Source organism: Chromobacterium phragmitis (genome assembly GCF_003325475.1).
GTDB lineage: Bacteria > Pseudomonadota > Gammaproteobacteria > Burkholderiales > Chromobacteriaceae > Chromobacterium > Chromobacterium phragmitis.
Map to the genome: position 1 here is coordinate 2690877 of NZ_CP029495.1, position 19788 is coordinate 2710664.

The following is a 19788-nucleotide window of genomic DNA, read 5'->3' on the forward strand; positions in this document are numbered from 1 at the left end:
GTTGAATCAGAGATGACTACCGAAACCGTCAAATTCCGCATCTACCGCTACGACCCGGACAAGGATGCCAAGCCGTACATGCAGGACATCAGCATCGACATGGACGCGACCGAGCACAAGCTGCTGGACGCGTTGGTCAAGCTGAAGACCAAGGACGATACCTTGTCCTTCCGCCGCTCCTGTCGCGAAGGCGTCTGCGGCTCCGACGCGATGAACATCAACGGCAAGAACGGCCTGGCCTGCCTGACCGACTTCCGCGGCCTGAAGCAGCCGATCGAGCTGCGCCCGCTGCCGGGCCTGCCGGTGGTGCGCGACCTGATCGTGGACATGGCACAGTTCTTCAAGCAGTACCACTCGATCAAGCCGTACGTGATCAACGACACGCCGCCGCCGGAGCGCGAGCGCCGCCAGTCGCCGGAAGACCGCAAGGAGCTGGACGGCCTGTACGAGTGCATTCTGTGCGCGTGCTGTTCCACTTCCTGCCCGTCCTTCTGGTGGAATCCGGACAAGTTCGTCGGCCCGGCCGGCCTGTTGGCCGCCTACCGCTTCATCGCGGATACCCGCGACGAAGCCACCAGCGAGCGTCTGGACAATCTGGAAGACCCGTACCGCCTGTTCCGCTGCCATACCATCATGAACTGCGTCGACGTTTGCCCCAAGGGTCTGAACCCGACCAAGGCGATCGGCAAGATCAAGGACCTGATGGTCAGGCGCGCGGTATGACCGCTTACGATCCGATCGAACTGAAACGGATCCGCTGGCGGTCGCGGCGGGGCCTGCTGGAGCTGGACCTGGTGCTGGAGAAGTTTTTCGCCGGCCCGTTCGACCAGCTGGCACCCGCCCAGATCGATGCTTACCGGCGGCTGCTGGACCTGCCGGACACCGATTTCCTGGATGTCGTCAACGGCAAGGCCGATCTCGACGATCCGGAACTGATGGCCATCGTCTCGATCCTGAGGTCGCTGTGATGGCCGGCCCCAAACCATTACAACAATGAAATAATGACTGGGAGTATTGCTGTGGAAACTAATCGCAAAGTCACGCTCAGCTACAACGAGGGCAAGGAAACCCTGGACCTGCCGGTTCTGGGGGGCTCGCTGGGTCCGGATGTCGTCGACATCCGCGCATTCGGCAAAACTGGCATGTTCACCTTCGATCCGGGCTTCCTGGCCACCGCCAGCTGCGAGTCCAAGATCACCTTCATCGACGGCGACCTGGGCCAGCTGTACTACCGCGGCTATCCGATCGAGCAACTGGCCGAGAAGAGCGATTACCTGGAAGTGTGCTACCTGCTGCTGAACGGCGAACTGCCGACCGCGGCGCAGCGCAAGGAATTCGAGCGCGGCATCATGCGCCACAACATGCTGCACGACCAGCTGATGAGCCTGTTCAAGGGCTTCCGCCGCGACGCGCACCCGATGGCCGTGATGGTGGGCGTGGTGGGCGCGCTGTCCGCCTTCTACCATGACTCGCTGGACATCTCCAATCCGGAGCACCGCCGCATCTCGGCGCACCGCCTGATCGCCAAGCTGCCGACCATCGCCGCGCAAGCCTACCGCTACAACAAGGGCCTGCCGTTCTCCTATCCGAAGAACGGCCTGACCTACGCGGAAAACTTCCTGCACATGATGTTCTCCACCCCGTGCGAAGAGTACAAGGTGAACCCGGTGCTGGCCCGCGCCATGGACCGCATCTTCACCCTGCACGCCGATCACGAGCAGAACGCTTCCACCTCCACCGTGCGTCTGGCCGGCTCCTCCGGCGCCAACCCGTTCGCGTGCATCGCCGCCGGCATCGCCTGCCTGTGGGGCCCGTCCCACGGCGGCGCCAACGAAGCCGTGCTGAAGATGCTGGACGAGATCGGCGCGGTGGAAAACGTGGCCGACTTCATGCAGGGCGTGAAGGACAAGCGCTACAAGCTGATGGGCTTCGGCCACCGCGTGTACAAGAACATGGACCCGCGCGCCGCCATCATGAAGACCACTTGCGACGAAGTGCTGAAGGAGCTGGGCCTGCACAACGATCCGAAGTTCAAGCTGGCCATGGAGCTGGAAAAGATCGCGCTGTCCGACCCGTATTTCATCGAGCGCAAGCTGTATCCGAACGTGGACTTCTACTCCGGCATCGTGCTGTCCGCCATCGGCATCCCGGTTTCCATGTTCACCCCGATCTTCGCGCTGGCCCGCACCGTGGGCTGGATCGCGCACTGGAACGAAATGATCGGCGATCCGGGCATGAAGATCGGCCGTCCGCGCCAGTTGTACACCGGCTCGCCGCGCCGCGATGTCGTGGACGTGGCCAAGCGTTGATGTGAAAGACCAGGGTTGGTTGAGGCGGGGGCTTCAACCAACCCTTTTTACAGAGCGTTGGGGCAAGGCCGCCTTGCCCAAGCGCTTTGAGCGAATGCTGCAACATCCAAGACCAAAGGGTAGCCAGATCATGATGCAATCCATGTACAGCCATTCCTATCTGTTCGGTGGGAATGCCCCGTTCATCGAGGAGCTGTACGAACAGTACCTCGCTGACGCCAACGCCGTCCCGCTCGAATGGCGCGACTACTTCGACAAGCTGGCGCAAGCGCCGGGCGCCGCCGAGCGCGACGTGCCGCACCAGCCGATCCAGGAGTCCTTCATCCAGCTGGCCAAGAAGCCGGTGATCGGTCAGCGCAGCGCCGCCGCCACCGACTGGGAGGCGATGCAGAAGCAAGTGGGCGTGCTGAAGCTGATCTCCGCCTACCGCGTGCTGGGCGCGCGCCAGGCCAATCTGGACCCGCTGAAGCGGATGGACCAGGCCATCGTGCGCGAGCTGGACCCGGCTACCCATGGTCTGACCGACGCCGACATGGCGGTGCAGTTCAACGCCGGCTCGCTGGTGGGCGCGCAGAAGCTGCCGCTGTCCGACATCCTGTCCCGCCTGAAGCAGACTTACTGCGGCAATATCGGCGTGGAATACATGCACATCACCCAGTCCGACGAAAAGCACTGGGTGCAGAAGCGCTTCGAGGGCGACCTGTCCACCCCGCGCTACGACGGGGCCAAGAAGCAGCGCATCCTGAAGCAGATCACCGCGGCCGAGACGCTGGAACGCTATCTGCACACCAAGTACGTGGGCCAGAAGCGCTTCTCGCTGGAGGGCGGCGAATCCGCCATCGCGGCGCTGGACCACTTGATCCAGAACGCCACCGAGCAGGGTGTGCAGGAGCTGATCATCGGCATGGCCCACCGCGGCCGCCTGAACGTGCTGGTCAACACCCTGGGCAAGCAGCCGCGCGACCTGTTCGCCGAGTTCGAAGGCAAGGCCGCCCAGCAGATGGCCTCCGGCGACGTGAAGTACCACATGGGCTTCTCGTCCGACATCCCGACCGCCAACGGTCCGATGCACGTGTCGCTGGCGTTCAACCCGTCCCACCTGGAAATCGTCAACCCGGTGGTGGAAGGTTCGGTGCGCGCGCGCCAGCAGCGCCGCAAGGACGCGGAGCGCAAGACCGTGGTGCCGGTGCTGATCCACGGCGATTCCGCCTTCGGCGGCCTGGGCGTCAACCAGGGCACCTTCAACCTGTCGCAGACCCGCGGCTACGGCACCGGCGGCACCATCCACATCGTGATCAACAACCAGGTGGGCTTCACTACTTCGGACACCCGCGACATCCGCTCCACGATGTATTGCACCGACGTGGCCAAGATGATCGAGGCGCCGATCCTGCACGTGAACGGCGACGATCCGGAAGCCGTCTGCTATGTGATGCAAGCCGCGCTGGATTACCGCATGACCTTCAAGAAGGACGTGGTGATCGATCTGGTGTGCTACCGCAAGCTGGGCCACAATGAGGGCGACGATCCCTTCCTGACCCAGCCGATGATGTACAAGAAGATCGCCAAGCACCAGGGCGTGCGCGCGATGTACGCCGAACGCCTGGTGCAGGAGGGCGTGCTGAAGTCCGAGGAGGCCGACGCGCAGATCCAGGCCTACCGCGACGCGCTGGACAAGGGCGAACACGTCGAGCAGACCACGCTGTCCAACTACAAGCGCGAGCACGCGCTGGACTACAGCCAGTACCTGGGCACCCACTGGGCCCACCCGACCGACACCTCGATGCCGCAGGCCGACCTGCAGCGCCTGACCGAGAAGTTCACCACGCTGCCGGACGGCTTCAAGCTGCACCCGACCGTGCAGAAGGTGCTGGCCGCGCGCAAGGCGATGGCCGCCGGCGAGCAGAACGTGGACTGGGGCATGGCCGAGACGCTGGCCTACGCCTCGCTGGTGACCAACGGCTTCGGCGTGCGCCTGTCCGGCGAGGACTCCGGCCGCGGCACCTTCAGCCACCGCCACGCCGTGCTGCACGACCAGAACCGCGAGAGCTGGGACCAGGGCAGCTATGTGCCGCTGCGCAACATGTCCGACAACCAGGCCGACTTCCTGGTGATCGACTCCATCCTGAACGAGGAGGCGGTGCTGGCCTATGAGTACGGCTACGCCTGTTCCGCTCCGGACCAGCTGGTGATCTGGGAAGCCCAGTTCGGCGACTTCGCCAACGGCGCCCAGGTGGCCATCGACCAGTTCATCTCCTCCGGCGAAACCAAGTGGGGCCGTCTGTGCGGCCTGACCAACATCCTGCCGCACGGCTACGACGGCCAGGGTCCGGAACACTCGTCCGCCCGCGTCGAGCGCTGGCTGCAGCTGTGCGCCGAGCACAATATGCAGATCGTGATGCCGTCCGAGGCCGGCCAGATGTTCCACCTGCTGCGCCGCCAGGTGCTGCGCCCGTACCGCAAGCCGCTGGTCATCTTCCTGTCCAAGCGCCTGCTGCGCTTCAAGGACTCGATGAGCCCGATCGAAGATCTGACCTCCGGCAGCTTCCGTCCGGTGATCACCGACGCCGTGGTCAAGGACGGCAAGAAGGTGAAGCGCGTGCTGCTGTGCGCCGGCCAGGTGTATTACGACCTCGCCGCCGCCCGCAAGGAGCGCGGCCTGGAAGACGACATCGCCATCGTGCGCGTCGAGCAGCTGTATCCGTTCCCGACCGAGCAGGTGGCCGCCGAGCTGGCGCGCTTCCCGCAAGCCAAGGAGGTGATGTGGGTGCAGGAAGAGCCGCGCAACCAGGGCGCCTGGTACCAGATCCGCCACCGCCTGGAAGGCCTGCTGAACGCCAAGCAGCAACTGTCGTTCGCCGGTCGTCCGTCGTCCGCTTCGCCGGCGGTCGGCTATATGAGCAAGCACGTCGCCCAACTGAAGGCCTTCGTCGAAGAAGCGATGTCGGTCGCCCGCTGAGCCAACGAGAAAGAAGGGGCGGCATCGCGGCCGCCCCGCCATGGAGAAGAACATGCTGATTGAAGTCAAAGTCCCGCAACTGCCCGAATCCGTATCCGAAGCCACGCTGATGAGCTGGCACAAGAAGGTTGGCGAGTTCGTCAAGCGCGACGAAAACCTGATCGACCTGGAAACCGACAAGGTGGTGCTGGAACTGCCGGCGCCGCAAGCCGGCGTGGTGGTGGAAATCATCGAGCAGGACGGCGCCACCGTGACCTCCGGCCAGCTGATCGCCAAGATCGACACCGCCGCCAAGGCGGGCGACGCCGCTCCGGCCGGCGCAGCCGCCCCGGCCGCCGGCGCAGCCGCGATGCCGTCCGCCGCCAAGCTGGCAGCGGAAACCGGCGTGGACCTGTCCAAGGTGGCCGGCTCCGGCCGCGACGGCCGCGTGTTGAAGGAAGACGTGCAGGCCGCCGCCAAGCCGGCCGCGCCGTCGCAAGCCGGCCCGGTGCTGGCCCCCGCCTCCGCCGGCGCGGCGCTGTCCGCCACGCCGGCCGCCGTCAACGTGGCCGGCATCCTGTCCGGCCGCGCCGAGCAGCGCGTGCCGATGTCCCGCCTGCGCCAGCGCGTGGCCGAGCGCCTGGTGCTGAGCCAGCAGACCAACGCCATCCTCACCACCTTCAATGAAGTGAACATGAAGCCGGTGATGGAGTTGCGCAACAAGTACAAAGAGAAGTTCGAGAAAGAGCACGGCATCAAGCTGGGCTTCATGGGCTTCTTCGTCAAGGCCGTGGTCGCCGCGCTGAAGAAGTACCCGATCGTCAACGCCTCGGTCGACGGCAACGACATCGTCTACCACGGCTACTTCGACATCGGCGTGGCCGTGGGCAGCCCGCGCGGCCTGGTGGTGCCGGTGATCCGCAATGCGGACCAACTGTCGCTGGCCGACATCGAGAAGCAGATCGCCGACTTCGGCAAGCGCGCCCAGGAAGGCAAGCTGACCGTGGAAGAGCTGACAGGCGGCACCTACACCATCTCCAACGGCGGCACCTTCGGTTCGATGATGTCCACCCCCATCATCAACCCGCCGCAATCCGCGATCCTGGGCATGCACGCCACCAAGGAGCGCGCCGTGGTTGAGAACGGTCAAGTGGTGGTGCGTCCGATGATGTATCTTGCCCAATCCTACGACCACCGCATCATCGACGGTCGCGAAGCGGTGCTGAGCCTGGTGGCGATCAAGGACGCCATCGAAGATCCGGCTCGCCTGCTGCTCGATCTGTAATCACTGTCAGGGCCGGCGCGAGCCGGCCCGTTTGAATCCGCATGAATGGAGCTTGAATGAATTTGCCGGACTGGGTTTACGCGCTTGCCTCGGTATTGGCCGGGGCGGCCTTGTTGTTCCTCACCTGGAAGAAACGCCAGCAAGGGATACGGGAGGACCGCTACAGCCTGTTCGGCAAGATCGTCATCGCGCTGTTCATGATCGCTTTCGGCGCCTTGCTGTTCAAAGTGGGCAAGGCCTGACCCCCAAGGGAATACCATGAGCCAACAGTTTGATGTGGTAGTGATAGGCGGCGGCCCCGGCGGCTACGTCGCGGCCATCCGCGCGGCCCAGCTGGGCTTCAGCGCGGCTTGCGTCGACGCGTTCAAGAACCCGGAAGGCAAGCCGTCGCTGGGCGGCACCTGCCTGAACGTGGGTTGCATTCCGTCCAAGGCGCTGCTGCAGTCGTCGGAAAACTTCCACGCGGTGCAGCACGATTTCGCCAAGCACGGCATCAGCGTGTCCGGCGCCAAGATGGACGTCGGCCAGATGCTGAGCCGCAAGACCGACATCATCAACAAGAACGCCGCCGGCATCGGCTTCCTGTTCAAGAAGAACAAGGTCGCCAACATCCACGGCCTGGCCGCCTTCAAGGGCCGCCAGGGCGACAAGTGGCTGATCGAAGTCACCGACGGCGGCAAGGTGGTGGATACTCTGGAAGCCGGCCACGTGATCGTGGCCACCGGCTCCAGCCCGCGCGCGCTGCCGGGCCTGGCCACCGACAACCAGCTGGTGCTGGACAACGAGGGCGCGCTGGCGCTGACCGCAGTGCCGAAGCGCCTGGGCGTGATCGGCGCCGGCGTGATCGGCCTGGAAATGGGCTCGGTGTGGAAGCGCCTGGGCGCGGAAGTGACCATTCTGGAAGCCGCGCCGACCTTCCTGGCCGCCGCCGACCAGCAGATCGCCAAGGAAGCGTTCAAGACGCTGACCAAGGATACCGGCCTGGACATCAAGCTGGGCGTCAAGATCGGCGAAGTGAAGGCCGGCAAGAAGAGCGTCTCCGTCAGCTACGAACTGAACGGCGAAGCGGTGAAGGCCGAATTCGACAAGCTGATCGTCTCCATCGGCCGCGTGCCGAACACCCAGGGTCTGGGCGCCGAGACGGTCGGCCTGCAACTGGATGAGCGCGGCTTCGTCGCCGTGGACGACCACTGCCGCACCAATCTGCCCAATGTCTGGGCGATCGGCGACGTGGTGCGCGGCCCGATGCTGGCGCACAAGGCGTCGGAAGAGGGCGTGGCGGTGGCCGAGCGCATCGCCGGCCAGAAGCCGCACGTCGATTTCGGCGTGATCCCGTGGGTGATCTACACTTCTCCGGAGATCGCCTGGGTCGGCAAGACCGAAGAGCAGCTGAAGGCCGAGGGCGTCGAGTACAAGAAGGGCACGTCGGGCTTCGGCGCCAACGGCCGCGCGCTGGGCCTGGGCCAGGCGCAGGGCACGGTGAAGATTTTGGCCGACGCCAAGACCGACCGCATCCTGGGCCTGCACATGATCGGCCCGATGGTGTCCGAGCTGGTCAGCGAAGGCGTGGTGTCGATGGAATTCAAGGCCGCCAGCGAAGACCTGGCGCGCATCGTCCACGCCCACCCGTCGTTGTCGGAAGTGATCCACGAAGCCGCCCTCGCCGCCGACAAGCGCGCGTTGCACGGCTAAGTTGAGCGGGAACGCGGCATGGCCCTGGCAATGTATTTGGTCATTATCGTGATATTGGCGATGGTGGGTTCGCTGGTATGGGTGATTAAAATCGCCTTTGACGAAGCGGGCGTGCTGGATGGCTTGCGCGGGGTTTTGCTGCTCATCGCAGCCCTTAGTTTTCCTTGCTCGGTATTTATCTGCTCAGCAAGGGCTAGGGGGCGATTGCCAGTGCCACTGGGGGTGGCATTTCTCGGAACAGTCTTGTTATGGGGACTGGCAAGATGATAAAACGTGTTCCCGCGAAGAAATGGCTGCCGCTTTGAGCGGCAGAGGCAGATTAGGATGGGGCGAGTACCTGTCTGATTTCCAATAAAGGAAACCATAGATGAACCTGCATGAATACCAAGCGAAAGAGCTGCTGAGCCGTTACGGCCTGCCGGTGCAACAAGGCATTCTGGCCAAGTCGCCGGAAGAAGCGGCTGCCGCTTACGACAAGCTGGGCGGCAAATTCGCCGTCGTCAAGGCCCAGGTGCACGCCGGCGGCCGCGGCAAGGCCGGTGGCGTGAAAGTGGTGAAGAGCCGCGAAGAAGCCGCCGAAGTCGCCAAGACCCTGATCGGCACCAACCTGGTGACCTACCAGACCGACGCCGCCGGCCAGCCGGTGAACAGCGTGCTGGTTTGCGAAGACATGTACCCGGTGCAGCGCGAACTGTACCTGGGAGCGGTGGTGGACCGCGGCAGCCAGCGCGTCGTATTCATGGTTTCCACCGAAGGCGGCGTGGAAATCGAGAAGGTGGCTGAAGAGACCCCGGAAAAGATCATCAAGATCGAAGTGGACCCGCTGGTCGGCATGCAGCCGTTCCAGGCGCGCGACGCCGCTTTCGCGCTGGGCCTGTCCGGCGCGCAGATCGCCGCGTTCAGCAAGCTGATGCTGGGCTCCTACCAGGCCTTCGTCGAGAATGACTTCGCCCTGTTCGAAGTGAACCCGCTGGCGCTGCGCGAAAACGGCGAGCTGGCCTGCGTGGACGGCAAGATCAATCTGGACTCCAACGCCCTGTACCGCCATCCGGAACTGCTGGCCCAGCGCGACAAGAGCCAGGAGAACGAGCGCGAAGTGAAGGCTTCCGAGTTCGACCTGAACTACGTGGCCCTGGAAGGCAATATCGGCTGCATGGTGAACGGCGCCGGCCTGGCGATGGCCACCATGGACATCATCAAGCTGAAGGGCGGCCAGCCGGCCAACTTCCTGGACGTGGGCGGCGGCGCCACCAAAGAGCGCGTGATCGAAGCGTTCAAGCTGATCCTGGCCGACACCTCGGTGCAAGGCGTGCTGATCAACATCTTCGGCGGCATCGTCCGCTGCGACATGATCGCCGAAGCCATCATCGCCGCCGTGAAGGAAGTGAACGTGACCGTGCCGGTCGTGGTTCGTCTGGAAGGCAACAACGCCGAGCTGGGCGCCAAGATCCTGGACGAATCCGGCCTGAAACTGACTTCCGCCCAGGGTCTGAACGACGCTGCCGAGAAGATCGTCGCCGCCGTCAAGGCCGTGGCCTGAGACCCGCACTGAGCTGAGGAATACAAAATGAGCGTATTGGTAAATAAAGACACCAAAGTGCTGGTGCAAGGCTTCACCGGCAAGAACGGCACTTTCCACGCCGAGCAGGCGCTGAAGGTCGGCACCAAGGTCGTAGGCGGCGTCACCCCGGGCAAGGGCGGTTCCGAGCACCTGGGCCTGCCGGTGTTCAACACCATGAAGGACGCCGTGCGTCAGACCCAGGCCGACGCCTCGGTGATCTACGTGCCCGCAGCCTTCGCCAAGGATTCCATCCTGGAAGCCATCGACAGCGGCGTGAAGCTGATCGTCTGCATCACTGAAGGCGTGCCCACCCTGGACATGCTGTACGTGAAGAAGGCTGTCGATGAAGCCGGCATCCGCCTGATCGGCCCGAACTGCCCCGGCATCATCACCCCGGGCGAGTGCAAGATCGGCATCATGCCGTGGCACATCCACAATCCGGGCCGCATCGGCATCGTGTCGCGTTCCGGCACCCTGACCTACGAAGCCGTGGCGCAGACCACCGCGCTGGGCCTGGGCCAGTCCACCTGCATCGGCATCGGCGGCGACCCGATCCCGGGCACCAGCCACATCGACGCCTTGCGCCTGTTCCAGGATGATCCGGACACCGACGCCATCGTGATGATCGGCGAAATCGGCGGCTCCGCCGAAGAGGAAGCGGCCGAGTTCGCCAAGTCCTACGTGACCAAGCCGGTAGTCGGCTACATCGCCGGCGTCACCGCGCCGAAGGGCAAGCGCATGGGCCACGCCGGCGCCATCATCTCCGGCGGCAAGGGCACGGCTGAAGAGAAGTTCAAGGCCTTCGAGAAGGCCGGCATCGCCTACACCCGCAGCCCGGCCGAAATCGGCAAGACCATGTTCGACCTGCTGAAAAGCAAAGGCATGATCTAAGTCCGGATCCCCGGTCTGAACGAAAACACCCCGCGATTGCTCGCGGGGTGTTTTGTTTCATGGCGGCGGTTCGGAGAGGACCGCGTCGGCGTCAGGCGAAGCGCGCGCAGGCGCGTTCGAACGGCGACTGGAAGCGCGGGCTGACGTAGGGCGCCAGCAGGAACATCAGGCTGCGGCAGCCGGACTGGATCAGTTTTTCCAGTTCCGCCGCGTTGGCGTTTTGCTTGATGGTGCTGACCCAGCCGGTCTGCACCATCTGGAAATGCTGCACTAGGTGGGACAGCTGCTGGTCGTCCACCAGGATCATGCCTTGCTCGCGCAGCCGGGTGAACAGCTGGCCCAGCTTGCCGTTGAGCTGGCCGCGCGACAATTGCTGATGTTCCTCTTCCAGCTTGGGGTTGACGCAGAACAGGCTGGGCAGGCTCTTGGGCAGGAAACGGAAGCTCCAGATGTGGCGCAGCGTCTTTTCCATCGCCATCACCATCGCCTCGATCGAGTTGCTGTGGTTCAGCGCCGAGGACAGCTGTTCGGCCATGCCCTTCACGTAACGCTGGTACAGCTCGTTGATGATCTCTTCCTTGTTGCGGAAGTGATAGTAGAGCTTGCCGGTGCTGATGTTCATCCGCTCGGCGATGTGGTTGGTGGTGATCACCCGCTCGCCCTCCTGGTTGAACAGGTGCAGGCTGGCTTCAATGATTTTGTCGAAGGTCGGCGATCGGCTGCCGCTTTTACTCATGGCGTTTCTTCCCGGGGAAACAAGGTCGAAGGGGCGGGCCGTGGCGCGCGCCAGGCCGGCAAGGCTGAAGTATCGCTCAAAATGGGCTTGAATTGTCTGAATTGGCTCAAATTATCGGCAATCTGTGGCGTATGTACAGATTGTAACGGCAACGGGCGGGATAGGAGAGAGGAAGTGGACAGTTCCGCGGAAGGCAGTTTTGAGGTTGTTTGATTAAAAGATAGCAAGATTATTTAAATATAATGTTATTTTTAACAATGCGCCGCAGCTGATATGACGGATAATAAAGCTTTTATCAGCATCGGCTTATCATCTCATGCGCTCCATCCGACACAAGCTCATCTTGTTGACGGCGGTGTCCATCCTGGTCGCCACGATCAGCGTGACAGTCATCGCCTGCCTCAATATCCGCAATCACGCCTACGACGAAGCCAAGCGCGAGGTCACGCAGGTTCTGCAGCTGCAAGGCGGCCTGGTGTCGGAATGGCTGACCGTGCGCAAGAACCTGATCACCGCCAGCCTGTCCCGCGCCGGCGATCCGCAAGCCAGCTATTACTTGCAGCAGATCGCCAAGGGCGGCGGCTTCAACATCATCTATGCCGGCCATGGCGACAGCGGCGAAATGTATTATTCGGTGCCGGGCCGTCCCAAGCCCAGCGCCGACTACCAGCCGGCGCAGCGCCCATGGTATCAGCAAGCCAAGTCGCAAGGCGGCGTGATCGTCACCGACCCGTACAAGGACTCCGAGCCTGAGACCAAGGACAAACTGGTGATCACCATCGCCGACAAGACGCCGGGCCAGGAGATCGTGGTCGGCGGCGACATCCTGATCGACAAGCTGGTGAAGTCGGTGCTGGACATCAAGCTGGCCGGCGACGGCCACGCCTTCCTGATGACCCGCCAGGGCAAGGTGATCGCCTATCCCAAGCCGGGCCAGGAACTGCGCCCGATCAACGAGCTGATCCCGGGTCTGGACGACAGCCGCTTCCAGCAATTGGTAGGCAGCGGCGACGTCGCCCCGCTGGACATCGATGGCCGCACTTTCCTGGTGACGTTGAAACCGGTGGCGAACACGGACTGGGTGATGGGCGTGGCCGCCGATGAAGAGGCGGTGCTGGCGCCGGTGACCCAGCTGATCTGGCTGATCGCCGGCGGCGTGGCGATCGTGCTGCTGGTGCTGGTGGCCTTGAGCTCCGGCTACCTGACCCGCTTGCTGCGCGGCCTGATCCAGGTGCGCGACGCGATGCATGAAATCTCGCAAGGCGAGGGCGATCTGACCCGCCGCATCGAGATCCACGGCGAAGATGAAGTGGCGCAGACCGCCGAGGCGTTCAACCAGTTCGTCGGCCGTCTGAACGGCATGTTCCGCGAGCTCCGCGGCGAGGCTGAAGACCTGGCTCACGGCGTGATCGAAGTGGGCGGCGCGGTGAAGCAAGTGGCCGCCGACTCCCATCGTCTGGCCGATATTTCCAGCTCCAACGCGGCGGCGATCGAGGAAGTGACCGTCAGCATCTCGCACATCGCCGAGGCGACGCGCGAAACCGACGCGCTGGCGCGCAACACCGGCGAGCATTCGCGGGAGAGCGCCGGCGACATGCAGCGCATCAGCGACGAGATGGGCCAGACCAGCCGCTCGGTGGGCGAGTTGTCCGAATTGCTGGCTTCGCTGGAGCAGCGTTCGCAGGAAATCTCCAAGATCACCAACGTGATCAGCGACATCGCCGACCAGACCAATCTGCTGGCCTTGAACGCGGCCATCGAGGCGGCGCGAGCCGGCGAGCAGGGCCGCGGCTTCGCCGTGGTGGCCGACGAAGTGCGCAAGCTGGCCGAGCGCACCGGCAAGGCGACGGTGGAAATCAGCGAGATGGTGGAAAACATCCTGGGCGAAACCGGCAAGGCGGTGGGCAATATGCAGAGCACCGTCAGCGCGGTGGATACCAGCGTGGAGCTGACCAGCCAGGCGCGCGGCCGCCTGATGGCCATCAGCGACGCGATGCAGCAGGTGATAGACAAGATCGGCGACGTGGCGCTATCCACCAGCGAGCAGCATAACGCCACCACGGCGATGGCGCAGAGCACCGAGTCCATCAATAACCAGATCCTGGATTCCGACGCCGCGCTGCAGGGCGCGATGCAGACGCTGGAGTCGCTGAAGCAGCTGGCGCACAATATGCAGAGCGCTTTCGGCCGCTTCAAATTGTAAATAAAGCGTGTTTTTCTATTGCCGCGCCAGCCTACGGGCTGGCGTTTTCGTTGCGTAGACGAGAAAATGTGGCAACATTTTCCATTAGAAAAGGCATGTGATGAAGAAGTTGTGCTTGTCGCTGCTGGCGCTGAGCCTGGCAGGCTGCTCCATGTTCCCCACTCAGCAGGGTTACGCGCAGAAGGTCTATCGCTGGCAGGGCCGCGACGTCAACGAGCTGCTGGCGCAGTGGGGCGCGCCGAACAAGACCATGCAGATGCCGAACGGCAACAGCCTGTACACTTATGTCAAGGAAAGCACCGAGCAGCAGCCGCTGCGCGAGAACACCCGCTTCGAGCCGGGCACCAAGGTGACGATGCAGGACAAGGACGGGCAGTCGCGCGTGATCGAAACGCCGGGCCGCTGGGTCAGCGGCGGCGTCACCGGCGGCGGCACCGTCCATTACGAATGCACCACCAATTTCGTCATCGACAAGAAGACCAAGGAAGTGCTGAGCGTCAGCTTCGACGGCAACAACTGCCTGGCGGTGGAGCAGCAGTAATCAGCGTTTGGGCAGCTGCCACTCGCCCTTGCTGTCGAAAGGCAGATCGGCGACGCCGCTCAGGTCGTGCAGCTTGCCGCGTATCTCGTAGTTCAGCTTGCCGCCCGGCAGCTGCTGCCAGTTGCCCAGTTGCCGTATCCAGGCGGCAAGCGAGGTATGCACCTGCAGCGTGACCGTTCCCTCGCCGCGGGAGGGGATGGCGACCGGCTGATTGCTGCTGCCCGCGCCCAGCTTCTCGCCTCCCAGCAGCAGTTCGAAATCCACGCCGCTGGCGTTCAGCGGGACCGGGTTGGGATTGGCGACGCGCAGCGTCACCGCGAAGTTCTGCTCGAATAGCGTGCTGCTGCCCGGTTCGATATTGCTGAGGCTGACTTCCGGCTTTTTCAGGCCGATCGTGCCGCAGCCGGCGAGGGCCAACAACAGCAGGGCGGTGGCGATCCGTTTCATGATGGGCTTTCCGATGGAGATGGCCGTATTCTACCGGCGCGCCATGTGTCCTTGTGTAAACCTAGTGTGCGGAATTGTTGGCAGGCGAGAGCCCAAAAGCGACAGGCCATCGGATGATGGCCTGTTGCGTTTGGGGACTTGCCGTTGAAAAACGCCTCGTCGGCGTCTTGGCCGCGGCGCGCGGCGGCGCGTTGTCGGTCGCGCTCTTCGCGCCAGTCGTCCACTTCTTCCCATAATGAGTGTTTCTGGGATTGGCGCAGGCCGGATCGGCTGCGTGCGTGGGCGCCTCCCTTTTTCAGGATGGCTGCGCAAGCCAGCGGATTGCGCGGTTTGATGGTGTGCATGATGCTTTCTCGAAAAATGCGCCGGATGGCGCGAGCGGCGATTGTCCATCCCGCCGCGGCTCGCGTCAACCGGGCAAGCAAAAAGCCGCCCGGGGGCGGCTTGGGTCTGCGGGCGACGGCGCTCACACCATCAGGCTGGCGACCTTGGTGGTGATGATGTCGACCGCCGGGTCGTTGGCGCCATGGGGCAGGATCACGTCGGCGAAGCGCTTGGTCGGCTCGATGAACTGGTTGTGCATCGGGCGAACGGTGGTCAGGTACTGCTCGATCACGTTTCCCATGGTGCGGCCGCGCTCGGCGATGTCGCGCTTCAGGCGACGGATGAAGCGCACGTCGGAGTCGGTGTCGACGAAGATCTTCAGCGACATCATTTCGCGCAGCGCCGCGTCGTACAGCGGGAACAGGCCTTCGATCACGATCACCGGCGCCGGCTGCACGGTGACGGTCTGGTCGGAGCGGGTGTGGTTGGCGAAGTCGTACACCGGCATCTCGATGGCGCGGCCGTTGCGCAGGTCGTCGATGTGGGAGATCAACAGCGGCCAGTCGAAGGCCTGCGGGTGGTCGTAGTTGGTGCCCAGCCGCTGCTCGAAGGTCAGGTGGCTCTGGTCGCGATAGTAGTAGTCCTGGATGATCACCGCCGCCATATCGGAACCAATGGTTTCCAGCACCTTGTTGGTTACCGTGGTTTTACCGCTGCCGCTGCCGCCGGCAACGCCAATGATGAACGGGGTGCTCATGTGAAATCCTTGACGTAATGAAAATGTAAAAAACGCGCCATTCTAATGACTTATGGCGCGCAGTTCCACCCGTTTTGCGACATGCTCTGACAGGAACCCAAAGCGAAGCCGCCGGCATGCCGGGCGGCGGCGATTAGGCAGTCCGCATGGCCGGCCTAGAATGGGCGCGGCCGCTCCGCCGCCGCCGCCGCGTACCATTCCCGCATCGCGGGCAAGGCCAGCATGTGGTCGACGTAGGCCTGCGATCGCGGCGGCAATTTGACGTTGTAGGTCAGAAAGCAGGTGCAGATCGGCGCGAGGCAGGCGTCGGCGAGGCTGAAGCGGCCGAACAGGAAGCCGCCGTCGGCGGCGTGGCGTTCGCGCAGCTCCTCCAGGATGGCGACCGCCCGGGCGATGTCCGACTCCAGCGCCGGCGAGCTTTCGTAATCCACCTGGCGCAGCGTGATGTTCATCGGCAGGCTTTCCCGCAGCGCGGCGAAGCCGGAGTGTATCTCCGCCGCGATGGAGCGGGCCACGGCGCGGCGCGCGGGGTCGTCCGGCCACAGCTGGGCGGCGGGGAAGCATTCGGCCAGGTATTCGCAAATGGCCAGCGAGTCCCAGACCCGCAGCCGGTCGTCCACCAGCACCGGCACCTTGCCGGCGGGGTTGGCGGCCAGGATGCGGGCCTTGCTGTCGGAGAGGTAAAGGTCGATCTGCTGCTCGCGGAAGGGTTCGTTCAGCATTTTCAGCGCCAGCCAGGGGCGCAGCGACCAGGGGGAGTAATTCTTGTTGCCGATGATCAGGGTGAACATGGCGGCTCCGTGACGGGGACGCGGCGAAGGCCGCCGCGCGTGCCTCGATGATAAACCGGCCGGCCGTGATTTTCACGCGCCGGCGTGGCCGCATGACAAAGGCCCCGCTTGGGGGCCTTTGTCGGGGACGGCATCATTCCGTTTCGTCTATCCAGGCTTGCTGGATGGCTTCCAGCACGCGCTCGCCGCCGCGGCTGTGGTCGTCGTCGAAGCCGGGCAGATCCACCACCCAGTTGTGCAGGTCGACGAAGCGCACGGTTTTCGGGTCCACGTCCGGGTGGGCGTCGGCCAGTTCGATGGCGATGTCGTTGACGTCGGTCCATTTCATAGATGTCTCCTGGAGAGATTCCGTCTATCGGACGGCGATGCCGCGAAGCCGAGCCGAAGACAGTGCACATGGCACGGCGAGGCGAGAGCGACAAAGGCAGCGCTGCCCGAGAGGCGGAATCAATGATGTTCGCGGGCGTGGTTGATCGTGTACTTCGGAATCTCGATCACCAGATCCTCGTCGGCGACGATGGCCTGGCAGGACAGGCGCGATTGCGCCTCCAGGCCCCAGGCTTTGTCCAGCAGGTCTTCTTCCAGTTCGTCGGCCTCGTTCAGCGAGTTGCCGCCTTCGCGGACGATGCAGTGGCAGGTGGTGCAGGCGCAGGACATCTCACAGGCATGCTCGATTTCGATGTCGTGGGCGAGCAGGGCGTCGCAGATGCTCTGGCCGGTTTCGGCGTTGTCTATCACGGCGCCTTCCGGACACAGGTCCGGATGGGGCAAAACGATGATGCGCGGCATGGCGTATCCTTACAGATCGGTAATCTTGTGGCCCTTCAGCGCGCGCTGGATATTGCGGTCCATGCGGCGAGAGGCGAAGGTTTCAGTGGCGTGGTTCAGCGCGGCGCTGGCCTCGTTGACGCGGCGGGTGGCGTTCTCTGCGATGGCGGCCTCCACCGCGGCGACGGCGGCCTCCACCTCGACGCGCTCGGCATCGTTCAGCAGGTCGCCGTCTTGCGACAGCGCGTTGCGGGTGGCTTCCGCCAGGCTTTCGGCGTCGACGATGGCCTCGCGCAGCTTGCGCGCCTCGATGTCTTCCTGAACGTTGGCCATGGAATCGGTCAGCATGCGGCTGATCTCGTCGTCGGACAGGCCGTAGGACGGCTTGACCTCGATGCTGGCCTCCACGCCGGACGTCTGCTCGCGTGCGGTGACCGACAGCAGGCCGTCGGCGTCCACCTGGAAGGTGATGCGGATGCGCGCGGCGCCGGCCACCATCGGCGGGATGCCGGTCAGCGTGAACTTGGCCAGGCTGCGGCAATCGGACACCAGTTCGCGCTCGCCCTGCAGCACGTGGATGGCCATGGCGGTCTGGCCGTCCTTGAAGGTGGTGAAGTCCTGCGCGCGCGCCACCGGAATGGTGCTGTTGCGCGGGATGATCTTCTCGGTCAGTCCGCCCATGGTCTCGATGCCCAGCGACAGCGGCAGCACGTCCAAGAGCAGCCACTCGTCGGCCTGCTTGTTGCCGGCCAGCACATTGGCCTGGATGGCGGCGCCCAGCGCCACCACCTTGTCCGGGTCCAGATTGGTCAGCGGAGCGCGGCCGAAGAAGTCGGCGACGGCTTTTTGCACGTGCGGCATGCGGGTGGCGCCGCCGACCATCACGACGCCCTGAATGTCATCGGGCGAAATCTTGGCGTCGCGCAGCGCCTTGCGCACCGGCGTCAGCGTCTTGTCCACCAGCGTTTTGGTGATGGCGCGCAACGTGGCCTGGTCCAGCTCCAGATCCAGCGACTGGCCGTCGGACAGGATGGCGGTGACGCGGGTGCTGGCGTGGTCGGTCAGCGCTTCCTTGGCCTCGCGGGCGCGGGTGTGCAACAGGCGCATGTCGTGGGCGGACGGCGCGGTGACGCCGGCCTGCTCCAGCAGCCAGCAGAACACGCGGTGGTCGAAGTCGTCGCCGCCCAGCGCGGAGTCGCCGCTGGTGGCCAGCACCTCGAATACGCCGCGGGTGAGTTTCAGGATGGACACGTCCAGGGTGCCGCCGCCCAGGTCGTACACCACGTAGGTGCCTTCGCTGCTGTTGTCCAGGCCGTAGGCGATGGCGGCGGCTGTCGGCTCGTTCAACAGGCGCAGCACATTGAGGCCGGCCAGCTTGGCCGCATCCTTGGTGGCTTGGCGCTGGGCGTCGTCGAAGTAGGCGGGCACGGTGATCACCGCGCCGGTCAGCTCGCCGCCCAGACTGGCTTCGGCGCGGTCTTTCAGCGCGCGCAGGATGTCGGCGGACACTTCAACCGGGCTCTTGACGCCGGCGCGGGTGACCAACTGCACCATGCCCGGCGCGTCGACGAAGCGGTAGGGCAGGCTGCCGGCGTCCTTGATGTCGCTGACGCCGCGGCCCATGAAGCGCTTCACCGATACGATGGTGTTGTGCGGATCGCGGTTCTGTTCCTTCTGCGCGTCGTAGCCGACTGCCAGCGCGCCCTCGTCGCCGTAGCGCACCACGGACGGCAGCAAGCTGCGGCCATTCTCGTCGGGCAGCACGGCGGCGGAGCCGCTCTTGACGGTGGCCACCAGCGAGTTGGTGGTGCCCAGGTCTATGCCCACGGCCAGGCGGTGTTGGTGGGGAGCGGCGGAGAGGCCGGGTTCGGCGATTTGCAGTAAGGCCATGTCGTGATCTTTATGTCGTTGCTCAGGAGCGGGGCTCGGGCCGGCTTCAGTCCAGCAGGCTGTCGATGGCGTCGCCGATTTCCTGGTCCAGCTTTTCCATGAAGCGCAATTTTCTCACCAGAACGGCGGCGGCGTCCAAGTCGGCGCGCGCGTCCAGCGCGGACTCAAGGTCGGCCTGCATCGCCTTGACTTCGGCGCGCAGGCGTCCGGACAGCGCTTCCAGTTCGGCTATGCTTTGGCGGGCGTCGTCTATGCTCTCGCGCCATTCCATCTGCGCCATCAGGAAATCGCCCGGCATGCGGGTGTTGTTCTCTTCCTGGGTATCCACGCCGGCCAGCGACAGCAGGTAGCGGGCGCGGTTCAGCGGCGATTTCAGCGTCTGGTAGGCTTCGTTGACGCGGGTGGCCAGCATCAGCGCGCTGCGCTTTTCGGCGTCGGGGCTGGCGGCGTAGCGATCGGGGTGGACCTGGGCCGCGGCGGCGCGCCAGGCGGCGTCCAGTCGCGAGGCGTCCTGAGCGAAACGGCGCGGCAGGCCGAACAGGGCGAAGAAGTCCTGGTTGAAGTCGTGATTCATCGTGCTTCCGAGCTAAGGTGCCGTGAAAAACGCGGGGCGGAGCATGAGCGCTTGCGCGTCAACGCTCCGCCCCGGGGCGGT

At 64.2% G+C, this 19788-nt stretch carries 21 protein-coding genes; 12 read left to right on the plus strand and 9 right to left on the minus strand.

The genetic code is table 11. The features are described 5' to 3' along the window. Positions 1-12 precede the first annotated feature (12 nt). From DK842_RS12890 to sucD, 10 genes are all read left to right on the plus strand, one after another. A complete protein-coding gene (locus DK842_RS12890) occupies positions 13-723 on the plus strand; it encodes a succinate dehydrogenase iron-sulfur subunit (RefSeq protein WP_114061800.1) in 711 nt (236 codons plus the stop codon). Then, positions 720-968: an FAD assembly factor SdhE gene (locus DK842_RS12895; RefSeq protein WP_114061801.1), complete on the plus strand. Its 249-nt coding sequence runs from the start codon at positions 720-722 to the stop codon at positions 966-968. The genes DK842_RS12890 and DK842_RS12895 overlap by 4 nt, the downstream gene beginning before the upstream one ends. A 33-nt stretch (positions 969-1001) precedes the next feature. Beyond that, entirely contained in the window at positions 1002-2309 is a 1308-nt protein-coding gene (gene gltA / locus DK842_RS12900; protein WP_198414536.1) for a citrate synthase, read from the plus strand. Between the two features lie 130 nt (positions 2310-2439). Further along, positions 2440-5268 (plus strand): 2-oxoglutarate dehydrogenase E1 component, encoded by a 2829-nt coding sequence (locus DK842_RS12905; RefSeq protein WP_114061803.1) that lies wholly within the window; start codon positions 2440-2442, stop codon positions 5266-5268. Positions 5269-5320: 52 nt separating this feature from the next. Next, a complete protein-coding gene (gene odhB / locus DK842_RS12910) occupies positions 5321-6532 on the plus strand; it encodes a 2-oxoglutarate dehydrogenase complex dihydrolipoyllysine-residue succinyltransferase (protein WP_114061804.1) in 1212 nt (403 codons plus the stop codon). Positions 6533-6588: 56 nt separating this feature from the next. Beyond that, positions 6589-6774, plus strand: a complete 186-nt coding sequence (locus tag DK842_RS12915; protein ID WP_114061805.1) for a hypothetical protein — start codon at positions 6589-6591, stop codon at positions 6772-6774. A 16-nt stretch (positions 6775-6790) separates the two neighbouring features. Next, the gene (gene lpdA / locus DK842_RS12920; RefSeq protein ID WP_114061806.1) at positions 6791-8224 is read left to right on the plus strand and encodes a dihydrolipoyl dehydrogenase; all 1434 of its coding nucleotides are present in this window, start codon (positions 6791-6793) and stop codon (positions 8222-8224) included. 18 nt (positions 8225-8242) lie between these two features. Further along, on the plus strand, positions 8243-8491 hold the full coding sequence (locus tag DK842_RS12925) for a hypothetical protein (protein ID WP_114061807.1): 249 nt from the start codon (positions 8243-8245) through the stop codon (positions 8489-8491). Positions 8492-8591: 100 nt separating this feature from the next. Next, positions 8592-9764 carry an ADP-forming succinate--CoA ligase subunit beta gene (sucC, locus tag DK842_RS12930; protein ID WP_021478969.1) on the plus strand — a complete coding sequence of 391 codons (1173 nt, stop codon included), beginning with the start codon at positions 8592-8594 and terminating at the stop codon, positions 9762-9764. Positions 9765-9791: 27 nt separating this feature from the next. After that, complete coding sequence (gene sucD, locus DK842_RS12935; protein ID WP_021478968.1) at positions 9792-10676, plus strand: succinate--CoA ligase subunit alpha; 885 nt, start codon at positions 9792-9794, stop codon at positions 10674-10676. 91 nt (positions 10677-10767) lie between these two features. Here sucD and DK842_RS12940 read toward each other — a convergent pair whose 3' ends face one another. Beyond that, a complete protein-coding gene (locus tag DK842_RS12940; RefSeq protein ID WP_114061808.1) occupies positions 10768-11412 on the minus strand; it encodes a TetR/AcrR family transcriptional regulator in 645 nt (214 codons plus the stop codon). Between the two features lie 316 nt (positions 11413-11728). Between DK842_RS12940 and DK842_RS12945 the strand changes: the two genes are divergently transcribed. Both DK842_RS12945 and DK842_RS12950 read left to right on the plus strand, forming a co-directional pair. Further along, complete coding sequence (locus DK842_RS12945; RefSeq protein WP_114061809.1) at positions 11729-13615, plus strand: methyl-accepting chemotaxis protein; 1887 nt, start codon at positions 11729-11731, stop codon at positions 13613-13615. A gap of 100 nt (positions 13616-13715) precedes the next feature. Continuing rightward, positions 13716-14156: a hypothetical protein gene (locus tag DK842_RS12950; protein WP_114061810.1), complete on the plus strand. Its 441-nt coding sequence runs from the start codon at positions 13716-13718 to the stop codon at positions 14154-14156. On the opposite strand, the gene DK842_RS12955 is transcribed toward DK842_RS12950, so the two are convergent. The 8 genes from DK842_RS12955 to hscB form a co-directional block, all read right to left on the minus strand. After that, entirely contained in the window at positions 14157-14603 is a 447-nt protein-coding gene (locus tag DK842_RS12955; RefSeq protein WP_114061811.1) for an LEA type 2 family protein, read from the minus strand. After that, positions 14600-14947 carry a hypothetical protein gene (locus DK842_RS23035; RefSeq protein ID WP_145964033.1) on the minus strand — a complete coding sequence of 116 codons (348 nt, stop codon included), beginning with the start codon at positions 14945-14947 and terminating at the stop codon, positions 14600-14602. Before DK842_RS23035 ends, DK842_RS12955 begins: the two co-directional genes overlap by 4 nt. Before the next feature lie 122 nt (positions 14948-15069). After that, entirely contained in the window at positions 15070-15684 is a 615-nt protein-coding gene (udk, locus tag DK842_RS12960; protein ID WP_114061812.1) for a uridine kinase, read from the minus strand. A 155-nt stretch (positions 15685-15839) separates the two neighbouring features. Continuing rightward, positions 15840-16475 carry a glutathione S-transferase family protein gene (locus DK842_RS12965; protein ID WP_114061813.1) on the minus strand — a complete coding sequence of 212 codons (636 nt, stop codon included), beginning with the start codon at positions 16473-16475 and terminating at the stop codon, positions 15840-15842. Between the two features lie 133 nt (positions 16476-16608). Next, positions 16609-16803 (minus strand): Fe-S cluster assembly protein IscX, encoded by a 195-nt coding sequence (gene iscX / locus DK842_RS12970; protein ID WP_114061814.1) that lies wholly within the window; start codon positions 16801-16803, stop codon positions 16609-16611. A gap of 119 nt (positions 16804-16922) precedes the next feature. Beyond that, complete coding sequence (gene fdx, locus DK842_RS12975; RefSeq protein ID WP_071109699.1) at positions 16923-17264, minus strand: ISC system 2Fe-2S type ferredoxin; 342 nt, start codon at positions 17262-17264, stop codon at positions 16923-16925. Positions 17265-17273: 9 nt separating this feature from the next. Then, positions 17274-19133 carry a Fe-S protein assembly chaperone HscA gene (hscA, locus tag DK842_RS12980; RefSeq protein ID WP_114061815.1) on the minus strand — a complete coding sequence of 620 codons (1860 nt, stop codon included), beginning with the start codon at positions 19131-19133 and terminating at the stop codon, positions 17274-17276. 46 nt (positions 19134-19179) lie between these two features. Further along, positions 19180-19707: a Fe-S protein assembly co-chaperone HscB gene (gene hscB / locus DK842_RS12985; protein WP_114061816.1), complete on the minus strand. Its 528-nt coding sequence runs from the start codon at positions 19705-19707 to the stop codon at positions 19180-19182. Between the last annotated feature and the right edge of the window lie 81 nt (positions 19708-19788).